The organism is Marisediminitalea sp. (genome assembly GCF_984433645.1).
On record NZ_CFIDRX010000012.1, the window covers coordinates 35,289 to 46,539 of the forward strand.

Annotated in this window: 8 protein-coding genes; 2 read left to right on the forward strand and 6 right to left on the reverse strand. The window is 45.1% G+C overall.

All coding sequences use genetic code 11. The features are described from left to right. Positions 1-16: 16 nt before the first annotated feature. The 4 genes from sthA to AC4MRN_RS03185 all read right to left on the reverse strand — a co-directional run bounded on the left by sthA (position 17) and on the right by AC4MRN_RS03185 (position 7,050). Positions 17-1,441 (reverse strand): Si-specific NAD(P)(+) transhydrogenase, encoded by a 1,425-nt coding sequence (sthA, locus tag AC4MRN_RS03170; RefSeq protein WP_073325257.1) that lies wholly within the window; start codon positions 1,439-1,441, stop codon positions 17-19. Positions 1,442-1,584: 143 nt separating this feature from the next. Next, positions 1,585-3,426 (reverse strand): sensor histidine kinase, encoded by a 1,842-nt coding sequence (locus AC4MRN_RS03175; RefSeq protein WP_491202499.1) that lies wholly within the window; start codon positions 3,424-3,426, stop codon positions 1,585-1,587. Next, complete coding sequence (locus tag AC4MRN_RS03180) at positions 3,423-5,675, reverse strand: EAL domain-containing protein (protein WP_073325239.1); 2,253 nt, start codon at positions 5,673-5,675, stop codon at positions 3,423-3,425. Before AC4MRN_RS03180 ends, AC4MRN_RS03175 begins: the two co-directional genes overlap by 4 nt. 247 nt (positions 5,676-5,922) lie before the next feature. Continuing rightward, positions 5,923-7,050, reverse strand: coding sequence for an acyl-CoA desaturase (locus AC4MRN_RS03185; RefSeq protein ID WP_490711689.1), 1,128 nt, complete (start codon positions 7,048-7,050; stop codon positions 5,923-5,925). Positions 7,051-7,156: 106 nt separating this feature from the next. Between AC4MRN_RS03185 and fabR the strand changes: the two genes are divergently transcribed. Continuing rightward, entirely contained in the window at positions 7,157-7,765 is a 609-nt protein-coding gene (gene fabR, locus AC4MRN_RS03190) for an HTH-type transcriptional repressor FabR (RefSeq protein WP_073325241.1), read from the forward strand. A gap of 14 nt (positions 7,766-7,779) precedes the next feature. On the opposite strand, the gene trmA is transcribed toward fabR, so the two are convergent. Beyond that, complete coding sequence (gene trmA, locus AC4MRN_RS03195) at positions 7,780-8,874, reverse strand: tRNA (uridine(54)-C5)-methyltransferase TrmA (protein WP_491202500.1); 1,095 nt, start codon at positions 8,872-8,874, stop codon at positions 7,780-7,782. 177 nt (positions 8,875-9,051) lie between these two features. Between trmA and AC4MRN_RS03200 the strand changes: the two genes are divergently transcribed. After that, complete coding sequence (locus AC4MRN_RS03200) at positions 9,052-10,302, forward strand: DUF5610 domain-containing protein (RefSeq protein ID WP_491202501.1); 1,251 nt, start codon at positions 9,052-9,054, stop codon at positions 10,300-10,302. 55 nt (positions 10,303-10,357) lie between these two features. Here AC4MRN_RS03200 and AC4MRN_RS03205 read toward each other — a convergent pair whose 3' ends face one another. Continuing rightward, positions 10,358-10,822, reverse strand: a complete 465-nt coding sequence (locus AC4MRN_RS03205) for an RNA recognition motif domain-containing protein (RefSeq protein ID WP_073325244.1) — start codon at positions 10,820-10,822, stop codon at positions 10,358-10,360. Between the last annotated feature and the right edge of the window lie 429 nt (positions 10,823-11,251).

Here is an 11,251-nt window from a genome sequence, read left to right on the forward strand (position 1 = left end):
AAAAGAGGTAGCGGACTTAGTCTGAAAATACCCGATTGAGTCCATTCAACGCCGCAACCCGATATGCTTCGGCCATAGTCGGGTAGTTAAATGTGGTATTGACGAAGTACTCTATGGTATTACCGCCGCCATCTTGTTGCATAATTGCCTGCCCAATGTGAACAATCTCAGAGGCACGCTCACCAAAGCAGTGAATACCGAGTACTTCTTTGGTTTCCCGATGAAACAGAATTTTTAAGCTACCAACCTGTGTAGAAGCAATTTGTGCTCTTGCAAGGTGTTTAAACTGAGCTCGGCCAACTTCATAAGGCACTTTCATTTGTGTCAGTTCTTGTTCGGTTTTACCCACTGAACTAATTTCCGGAATCGTGTAGATACCAGTAGGGATGTCATCTACCAGATGGGCATTCGCATTGCCGCTTAACATCGCTTCAGCAGCAAATCGCCCTTGGTTATAGGCAGCAGAAGCAAGGCTTGGATACCCTATAACATCACCCACTGCATAAATGTTTTCAACCTCGGTCTGGTAGTTGCTGTTCACTTTCAACTGGCCTCGCGAATCCGCTTTTAAGCCAACATTCTTGAGGTTAAGCATATCTGTATTACCGGTTCTGCCGTTTGCGAACAACAAACAGTCTGCCCGCATCCGTTTGCCTGATTCCAGGTTCAGGATCACGCTGTCATCGCGCCCTTCTACCGAGCTATACGATTCGGTATGGCGAATTACAACGCCGTTGTTCCACAGATGGTAGCTAAGCGCATCAGAAATTTCTGCGTCAAGAAATGACAGCAGCCGATCACGCATGTTAACCAGGTCAACCTTCACGCCAAGACCGCGAAAAATTGATGCGTATTCTGTACCGATAACCCCTGCACCATAAATAATGATGGTTTGCGGTTCATGATCCAGATTTAATATGGTGTCTGAGTTGTAGATGCGTGGGTGAGAAAAGTCGATATCTTTGGGGCAATAAGGGCGTGAGCCTGTTGCAATAGCGATTTTCTCGCCGGTAATAATTTCTTTTGAATTATCAGCGCGTAAGATCTCAACAGTATGCTGATCAATAAAACTGGCTTCACCGTGGATCAGTGTTACGCGGTTTCTGTCGTAAAACGACGAGCGTAGACGAGTTTGCTTTCTGATCACGCCACTGGCGTGTTGCATAATGTCAGAGAAGGTCAGGTTCCGCGAAACGTGGTTATCGGCAAACAGCGGTGTTGAGTTGTACTCAATAAGACGGCTAACTGAATGTCGGAGTGCTTTTGACGGTATTGTTCCCCAATGGGTACAACCGCCGCCAACCGCATCGTATTTCTCGATAACGGCAACGCGTTTTCCAGCTTTAGCAAGCTGCATTGCCGTCCCTTCGCCCCCAGGGCCAGTACCAATTACAATAGCGTCAAACTGAAATTTGGGTTTTGCGGTCTTCTTCGTTGTCATGATTTTGCGCTGCACTTGCCTGAAGTTGTGGAATATTTCGGATGGTTATGTCCCATATTAGCCAAAAATAACTGATATGTTTAGGGATTTATTTGTAGCCATTGGTCTGATGTCGTCGTGTGTGAATACAGGACTGAATCGATTCAGTGATCCGATGGAATGGTGGATACGGGAAACGTTAGTGCGAATTGGGTTCCTCTGTGCGAGGTACGTTTAATTTTTATATCGCCATTAAAGGCTTGATACATCCAGGCCTTCGCCATATGTAGTCCCAAGCCGGTATGTTGTTTGTGTCGCTTACTGGTAATAAATGGGTCAAAGATCTGTTCCTGAATCGATTCGGGTATACCACATCCATTGTCTGTCACGGTAATCTCAACCTTGTCGGGAAATGAGGAGCCTTCAATAATGACCTGATTCGCGTTTCTGTCATTAAATGCGTGGGCCAGGGTATTGCTGAGCAATATTTGGATGATTTGTGAAAATGCACCCGGGTATCCTTCAATTTCCAGGTCATCACCAATGGCGTTTTTCACTGTTACGTGATGTTGTTTGAACAGGCCGGCCATACTGCGTTCGAGATCCATAATAGTTTGGCGTACCTTGAAGCGGGTAAAGTCATCTTTGGCGCGTTCAAAAGAAAGACGTTTGAAGCCTTTAACCAGACTAATTGCCCGATGATTGTTGTCGTTGGCTAACGAAAGCGTTTTGTCAGTTTGACTTATAAAATGATGAAACTGTTCTTTAGTGAGACCTTCATTGGCCTGCCTGCGCAGTGCATCCAGTAAGTTTTTTAAATTTGAAAGCGCCATGTTGGTAGCACCAACCGGTGTATTCAACTCATGGGCGAGGCCGGCTACCATAATACTTAGCGAAGACAGTTTTTGTGATTCTGCCAGTTCTTCAATTAGGACGGTTTGCTGGTCAAGCGCGGTTTTCAGTGAATCCCTCTCCACTTTTATTGCTTTGCTAAGACGTTGTAGACGCTGAATATGCTTAACATATAAAAACAGCACAAGTAACCCAAACATACATAACCCTAGGGCATACAATATGGCTGTTTGAAACGCATTGGTTTGCAGGGCTGGCAATACATCATCACGGCTTTTGGTGAGTAGGTAGATGTCGGGTAAACCTCCGGTTTCAAGGAACGATGAGTTTATGCGCTGGGCGGTTATCACTGTGTTGTTTAGTGTTTGCGTCGTTATACTGTCTTGGGTGGAAAGTTGGTGCCACAAAGAGGGGATTTCGACCACGATGTTGGCTGGTGCTTTTATCAGGTCGACGCTCCATTCTTTGCTCTCCATCGGGTGCAAAATCCATTTTGACGTGCCAGCACCGACAAGTAGGGCACTCTCCGGCGTATTGAGAGACTTCAAGCTGCTAAGCAGAGGCCTTAAATCAAAGTTTATAACCAGCAGACCCGTGCCTAGTTCAGCTTGTTCGGCTTTGGTTACCGCTCTGATTGTTGGTTGAAAAGGGCGTTGTACTTCCCCGTTTTCGATATTCAGATCAATTGGCGTAATAAAAATCTCATTGGGGGCTAACTGTATACCAGCGCTGAAATAGTATCTCGCCGCTTTGTTTTGAAGTGCTGATTCTTCTACCGAATACAGTGTGTTGTCAGGCGCTTTTTCCAAACGGATTTTTTCGTTTCCATTTTCATCCAGCCATCTGACCTGAAGCAATTCGGGATAAACGTAAAACAGCGTTCTGAATGCGCGCCTTATGGTATTTTCTTCTGGCTGCAATAGCTCAAGTTCATGTTTAAACAGTCGCATGACTGTTTCGATTTCACTTATTTTTCGATTAATTAATACCGATGCAGTATCAATTTGGGAGCGTTGTGTAACTCGGATAGGATGTTGCAGCGAGGCTAATTTGTCAGAATAGGCAAAATATCCCACGATCGCGGCAACGCAAAGTACAAATACAATCCATACAAAACTCCACACATAGCGTAAAACTCCCTGTTGCAGCTTCATTTTGGTCCGCGATAGTGATCGGTTAACCAGTCCAGCGCGTCAGCTAACGGCATTGGCTTCGCGTATAAAAATCCTTGGGCAAATTTAAAATCATTTTCCAGCAGTAACCTTTCCTGTTCTTTACTTTCGATGCCTTCTGCAATGACATCAAAGTTAAACCTGTGTGCAACGCGCGCTATCATCTGAATGACATGCAGCGCATTTTCGCGATTAGGACTGGTAAGGTCATGCACAAACTGACGGTCGACTTTAATGGTAGTCGCTACCAAATTGGTAAGCTGTGACAGCGATGAATAGCCCGTACCAAAGTCGTCAATGCTAACGTTAACACCGAGCTTGATCAATTTGCTCAGCACGGGATTAAGTAATTGGTAGTCCTGGGTTGCCTGGCTTTCAGTAATTTCGATTTCGAGCATCGATGGTTTGACTTGCCCTGTCTTTATAAAGCTTTCTATTGCCTGGTAAATGGCCGGATGAGAGACGTCATTGTACGCCAGATTAAATGAGACAGGCAGAGAGTAGCCGGCGTTTTGAAACTGTCTGATTATTTGAACTGTCATATGTAACACCAATTCAGACAGTTCCAGACTCATACCCGACGCTTCAGCTATGGGGATAAAGTCACAGGGCGGGCAGAGGGTGCCATCGGGCTTTTGCCATCTTAATAACGCCTCAAACCCTACCGGTTGACCGTTTTGCATATCTACTTTTGGTTGTAATGCGAGATAAAACCCCTGCTGTTCTGAAATGGCTGTTTTTAGTTCCGATAAGATATTCATTCTCTGAGCTAAGGTATCGAGCATGTGCGTATCGAATTCAAGCACGTGTAAGTTTCGGAATTTTGCTTTGTTTAGTGCCAGGTTAGCGACAATAGCAACCTGATTAATAGACAAAGACGGAATGTCGGAAAAGTGAAGAATCCCTACCTGGACCTGTTGTTGAATTTCTACCGTGTCTACGTGCAACGGAAGTGCTCTAAACTGCTCTATTTCGTAGATCTTAGGCAGCTTTGTTCTGGAAAAAACCACAGCCACCGTATCTTCATCCCAACTGGCTATTAGCGTACCAGTGGGAAATTGAGCTTTTAGCGAAACTACCAGCGCTTTTCTGATGTCATTAGCGTAATGATGGCCGACCATCATTTCCGTGGCGTCCAGATTTTGTAATCTGAACAATAAGAGCGAACAAGCGTTGCGCTGTGCAACGTTGAGTTGATTCAGTTCACGTATCAGCCAGTTGCGATTTTGTAAGTTAAAGTCCATATCCAGGTAAGCAAGCTGACTTAACCTGTCCATTAGTGCCTGATTGACGAAGCCACTGCTAATATTTTCAGCAAACACCTGTAAAAGAGAAACATGGCTGTCATCCAGGCTATTGGGCGAGTCAATCAGCATCAGGTATTTTCGGTCATCAAACTGACTGGTATCAAAAAACAAGACTGAGAAATTCTTATCGAAGACGTGTTGTTTTGTGTCGATACATGTCGCAATCGCTTCTTTAATAGTGTCTCGTACGATAGTGGGGTACAGTGAAAAAACGTGGGCTAATTCAGTATTAATCAAGGGACGAAAATGTTGACTGGCGGCAACGATAGGGATGTCCGTATAGGGTTGTTCTCCATCACTTGTTAGAGCGCAAATAATACCGCCAGAATTCGGAACGCTGATAACTTGTGCAATTTCTTCCAGCACCGTTTGGGCGAACGCATCGACATCTTGTTTCGCTGTAAGCGCTCTCGATGCATCTACGATCATTTGAAGGCCGCGACGCGCCGCATAGAGTTCATGTGACATTTGCCAGGTACGCAGGTTACTCATTACGATGCTGGTTAGCTTCTCGGCATCTAGATCGGCTTTGTTCCAGTATTCGGCAATATCGTAGTCTTGTACCGCCTTCTGTCGGGGATTAATGCCAGGCTGGCCTGTAAGTAACACGATCCTTACCAGTGAGTCACCCAGGATATTCCTGACAGTGTCAATCAGGTAAAAGCCTGCATCATCGGTTTCCATGATAATGTCGAGTAGAATAAGGCTGATATCACGATGCCTGGAGAGAACGGTTGCGGCTTGTGCTGCGGAGTTGGCTTTTATGAGCTCTATTTTCTTGCCCATGAACGTGAAGTTGGCTAAAGCCAGTGCAATAACGTCCTGGTAAGACTGGTCGTCCTCGACACTGAGCACTTTCCAGGTTTCTGTTGTCCCCTCGACTGATGTACCTGGCGACGCTGAGAATTCAAATAGTTCATTCATGTAAGCATACCTGCCAAAAAGTTAGCAAAACACTGATCCAGTTGATGGATGAACTGGTGGGCGCGGTACGCTGTTCGTTTGCACATTTCCCTGTGTGAGTGAGGTAAATGCCAAACTCTCTTTTACGACAAGAATCCGGCGCCTTCTTAGACTAAAGTATTATCGGTATTGGCAGGAATTCAAGTTTCAGGCAATAAAAAACGGCAATGCCCTATAGGGGATTGCCGCTTTCTAGAACGTGGCGTGCTTAAGCGAACTGAACTTCGAGTTGAGACACTTTCAGCCATTTCTCCTTCTGTAAAACCAAAGACTGCTTAAGTTCTTTGTATTTAAAGTCGAGCTCAAGACGTTCCATACTTCGCATCAGATGTTTCTTACGCAGGTTCATTATGCGCTTTTTCGTGGTGTAGTAATCGGTCATTTTTTGGAGTAGAACGTCGTACTCTTTCTGCAAGGTTTGCATGACCTCTTCCGCGTTTGGTAGCTTGGAGACTTTCTGACTTGCACGTTTTAATTGCATCGCCGCGCGAGCTTTTTCAATACGTTCTTCCGGGCAGGTGCGCAGGTTCTTTGTCAGACCTACAAATGACAGACCTTTGATTAGCCATTTTGTTGGGTCAAACTGATACCAGCGAATACCGTTGCGATAGTCATATTCAAAAATATGGTGAAAGTTGTGATACCCCTCACCGAACGTGAAGAAGGCCAGAATGCCATTGTCACGCGCACTGTTCGTGTCGGTGTACGGCTGGCTGCCCCAAAAGTGAGCCAGAGAGTTAATAAAGAATGTAACGTGGTGAACCGCGACTAGGCGAAACACGCCAGCGAGTAAAATCATGCTGAAAATGTCGCCATTTAACCAACCCAAAAAGCCAGTCAGGCCAAAGTTAGCAATCAGCACAATTGGCAGGTAGTGGTTGTGTTGCCACATAACCACTTTGTCTTTCTGCAAATCTTTACAGTTGCTGTAGTCGTCGTAGCGGTGTGACTGGTATTCACGCAGCATCCAGCCAATGTGTGAAAACCATAACCCTTTACCTGCAGAATAGGGATCTTTGTCGTCTTCGTCGACGTGACGGTGATGAACCCGGTGATCAGATGACCAGTGGAGAATACTGTTTTGCAGCGCCATTGCGCCACCAATTGCCAGCACAACTTTTACGACAGGGTGAGCATCATAGGTCTTGTGTGACCACAAACGGTGGTATCCCGCTGTTATAGACATGCCCGTTGCGTAAAACAACACTAGGGTGGTTACGATTTCGGTGGTGTCAAATCCCTGTGTCATTGCCCAATAAGGCACACCAACAAATGCGATGAGTCCGGTGATAACAAACACCAGAATATTGGTGATGATTAAACGTGGCTTTTTCATATGATACAACTCAGCTTACAACTGTACGCTAATTTAGCCTCAAATCGCGTGTTTCGCAAGGAAAATAGGGGTAATATTAACCCTAAGAATAAAGAGAGGACTGCTGTTGAGTCGCCAGGAACAGAAATTAAAAACGCGCCAAAGTATAATTGATGCGGCATTTCAACTGCTTAACGAAAACCGCACATTATCGGCTATAAGTTTGCGCGAAGTCGCTCGGGAAGCGGGTATTGCCCCTACGTCGTTTTATCGCCATTTTAAGGATATGGACGAATTGGGTCTGACGTTAGTTGATGAGGCCGGGTTAGCATTGCGTCAGTTAATGCGTCAGGCTCGCCGACGTATTGCGTCGGGTGGCGGCGTTATTGATACGTCGGTTGATACGTTTATGGAGTTCATTACAGCCAGCAGCAATGTGTTTCGATTGCTCCTGCGCGAACACACAGGTACGTCAGCGGCCTATCGTCTGGCGGTTTCGAGAGAGATCCAGCATTTCACCGATGAGTTGAGTGATTACATTATCGAGCAACTCAAAATCCCACACGATATTGCCGTGCTCCAGGCTGAGGCCATGGTGCGATTAGTCTTCAGCGCCGGTGCAGATGCATTGGAAGCTGACGCGATATTGAAAGCCGCTATCAGTGAAAGAGTGAAGAAGCAATTGCGCTTTATTCAGTTAGGCAGTTTGGCTTTTTGGCAAAAGTGGCCCGACTAACCGGGCCGTGTGAATCACTTCTTGCGTCGCAAAAAGACGCCGGATTCCATGTGATCGGTAAACGGGAACTGATCAAATAAAGCGGCCCGCGTAACTTCATGGGTTTTCGATAATGCCGACAAATTATCGACCAGCGTGTTTGGGTTACATGAGATATAGATAATGTGCTCGAACTGGCTGATCATGGCCAACGTATCAGGGTCTAATCCGGCCCGGGGTGGGTCGACCAATACGGTAGTAAAATTCTTGCTGGTTAAGTCTATGCCTTTCAGACGCTCAAACTCGCGTTTGCCTTCCATCGCTTGAACGAATTCTTCGCTGGACAAGCGTGCAATTTGCACGTTATCGATATTGTTAACCGCAATATTGTATTGCGCCGCTTCAACCGACGGCTTGGCGATTTCTGTGCCTACAACAGAGTCAAATTCACTTGCCAATGGAATGGAGAAGTTACCCGCACCACAGTAAAGCTCCAGTAGATCGCCAGATAACGGCTTCGACTGTGAAATGGCCCATTCCAGCATCTTACAGTTAACTTCAGCGTTGGGTTGCGTAAAGCTGTTTTCGATATGTTTGAATTGATAGGTTTTACCGTTTACTGGCAGTGACTCAATAATAAAGTCATTACCGATTATTCTTTTTTGCTTTCGGGCACGGCCTATCACACTGACATTAAATGTCTGATTCAGTGTCTCGCGCATGTCGTTGGCGGCTTGCTCCCAAGTGTCATCGAGCTGGCGATGGTAAAGTAAACTGATCACACACTGGCCTGATAGGCCGCTCAGGTAATCAATCTGAAACAACTTTTTACGCAACACTTCAGACGGAGTAATGAGTTCCAGTACGCGCGTCATTAGTGCGTTGATTGTTTCTGATGCTGGTGGGAATGCATCTACCCGGTACTTTTGCTTAGTCGTCTGATCAAACATGATGTGGTAGAGGTCATCGCCTTCATGCCATACGCGGAATTCTGCACGCATACGATAATGCTGGGGTGGCGAAGCGAATACATCAAGATCGTCGCGGTAGTAAGGAGCTAGCATAGCGGACAACGTATTTGCTTTATTGTCGAGCTGTGCCTGATAGTCTTTCTGCATATTTGCCTGCATAGTCTTAAATTCCCCCTACAATTAAAGGCGGCATTGTAGTGAGTTTTGTCAAAACTTCCACTTTCACGCTTCTGCTATTTTACGGTAGTTTAAAAAATAAGCGAAAATAGTGAAAGGACGCTAAATAAACTCACAAACTCGCCGATAAGATCTATGAGGTGAGAGAGGGTTTTTATTATGACAGTTGATTCAATTCCAGCTGGAAAGAGTGATCCTGGGAAAGTTGAGAGTCCCAGAACAAGCTTAAACAAACAGCTTCAGCAAGAAGGCTTGCGCCAGGCGCGTGAGTTTCAGCAATCCACACAGTCTGTTCAGCTAAGCGTTTCACAAACTGCCGTGTCGAATAAAGTGGTGGTGACCGCCATGGAACAGAATGTGGTGGTGAACGAGCGTCGTTTTGACAATAGTCAGTATACTAATGCGGCGCCAGAGGCATCTAAATCACTATTTGATTTTGAAACCGTAGCCAACAACGTACTGAAATTCGTTGGCGGTGTAGTGCGTGGAGCCGCGAAAAGTGGTGCCGATGACGAAACGTTAACCGACCTGATTGGACAAGCTCGCAGCGGTGTCGCTAAAGGTATCGCGATGGCGCAAAAAGATCTTGCCGGGCTCATGAACAGCGAGATTTCGCAAGGCATAGAAAAAAGCCGTGAGGCTATCGGAAATGGCATAAATGAACTGGAAGATGAAGTCCTGGGCAAAAGTGAAGCGGCTTCAGGTATTATGGCCCAACAGCTATTCGCGCAGAACATGAATGCTGAGCAGGCGGGCCTGGTTATAAGAACCAAAGACGGCGATGAAGTCTCTTTGTATTTCGGTCAGGCCAGACAAGTTAGCTACAATGCTTCCTACACTTATAATGCGCCAATAAATACAGGAAGCGGCACGTCGTCAACTTCAGATTCAGCGTCGTTCAGTTATAACCAGTCTTTGCAGTATACCGAATACAGCGGGGTGAGCTTTGCGGTTAAAGGCGACTTAGACGAAGGTGAGTTGACAGCGATCAGTGATTTGTTAAAACAAATTACCGATGTAAGTCGTTCGTTCTTCGATGGCGATTTGGAATCTGCTTTCAATAAAGCCCTTGAGCTAGGGTTTGACGAAAAAGAGTTGGCAGGATTTTCTTTACAGTTGGACCGCAAGCAAGTCAGTGAGAAAATTTCGGCCTACCAACAAAACGAGAGTGAAGTAGATAACAAAGAAGCTCTGCGTAAACAGTTAGAGCCATTAAAAGCTTACGTAGAACAATTGAAGTCTATGCAGGACCTGTTAGACAAGACACTCGAAGTAGGTACCGATTACTCAAAAATGATCAACGGGGTGATCAATCAAATGACAGATGTCCATGTTCCGGATGTGGTGTCAGCGATAAATCGCTTCCATCAGTTTAATAGTAAGCCAACTGACAACACCCAAACTAACTAAAAAATAAGCCCCCAATTGGGGGCTTAGTATTTATGGAAGAAAAGTTTGGAAAGGATTAACCGGGAACTTTGTCTTTCGCCGGCCTGACCTTCAATGTTCTGTCCTGGAAAACAGAATCATTAAACTGACCGATGATAGCGTCTACATCGCCATCGACCACCTCAATAAATCCATAGCCTTTTCGTTTTCCGGTTTTCTTATCCTTCATTAAACGGACAGATTGAACCCGAATATGATTTTCAAAATAGGCCTTTACTGCATCTTCGTTTGCTTTATACGGTAGGTTACCCACGTAAAGCGTTGAGACATTGTCATCCATTACTGTGTCAGAGGAAGATGATACTGGTTTACTCGTAGCTAACAGCGAAGCTATCCATGGTGTAACGATACCGCTAACTAATAAAGAACCCGCTACCACTGCCGGTGTGTACGCATCTAAAGGAAACTGATGAGTGAAAAGGAAACCAACAAGTGCCAGAACGAGACTGATCAAAACACATTGCATTAAGCTGACTTTCATAATGCTACCTTAATAATATTGTTATAGAGAATAGGTTTGCATCGGAAATTTTACTCATTTATAACAAAATGAACAATATTGATTCACAAATTCCTTGCTTTGATGCTTAAATAATCGAGAATTGTTGTGAAAATAAGCGTTTAAAAAGAATTTCAATAAAAACGCCTTAAAATTACAAATAAGTGTTGACGCAAACTCTCAGGGATGTAGAATGCGCGCCAGTTCTGAGGGGCTCCAAGGCAAAAGCCGGAACCTAAAGCGATTTGGAAAAACTCAAAAAGAGTTATGAAAAAAGCTTGACACTCTAAACTAACAGCGTATTATACGCATCCCGCTTCGGCAGGTTCTAAAAGAACTCTGAAGCAGCAAGCAAATGAGTTTGCACTGTTCTTTAACAATTTATAACAAGACAATCTGTGTGGGCACTCA

Coding starts and splice junctions, on each gene's coding strand:
- trmA (WP_491202500.1), bottom strand. CDS start 8,874: ATGCAGGCAAATATGCAGAAAGACTATCAGGCACAGCTCGACAATAAA.
- AC4MRN_RS03200 (WP_491202501.1), top strand. CDS start 9,052: ATGACAGTTGATTCAATTCCAGCTGGAAAGAGTGATCCTGGGAAAGTT.
- sthA (WP_073325257.1), bottom strand. CDS start 1,441: ATGACAACGAAGAAGACCGCAAAACCCAAATTTCAGTTTGACGCTATT.
- AC4MRN_RS03175 (WP_491202499.1), bottom strand. CDS start 3,426: ATGAAGCTGCAACAGGGAGTTTTACGCTATGTGTGGAGTTTTGTATGG.
- AC4MRN_RS03205 (WP_073325244.1), bottom strand. CDS start 10,822: ATGAAAGTCAGCTTAATGCAATGTGTTTTGATCAGTCTCGTTCTGGCA.
- AC4MRN_RS03185 (WP_490711689.1), bottom strand. CDS start 7,050: ATGAAAAAGCCACGTTTAATCATCACCAATATTCTGGTGTTTGTTATC.
- AC4MRN_RS03180 (WP_073325239.1), bottom strand. CDS start 5,675: ATGAATGAACTATTTGAATTCTCAGCGTCGCCAGGTACATCAGTCGAG.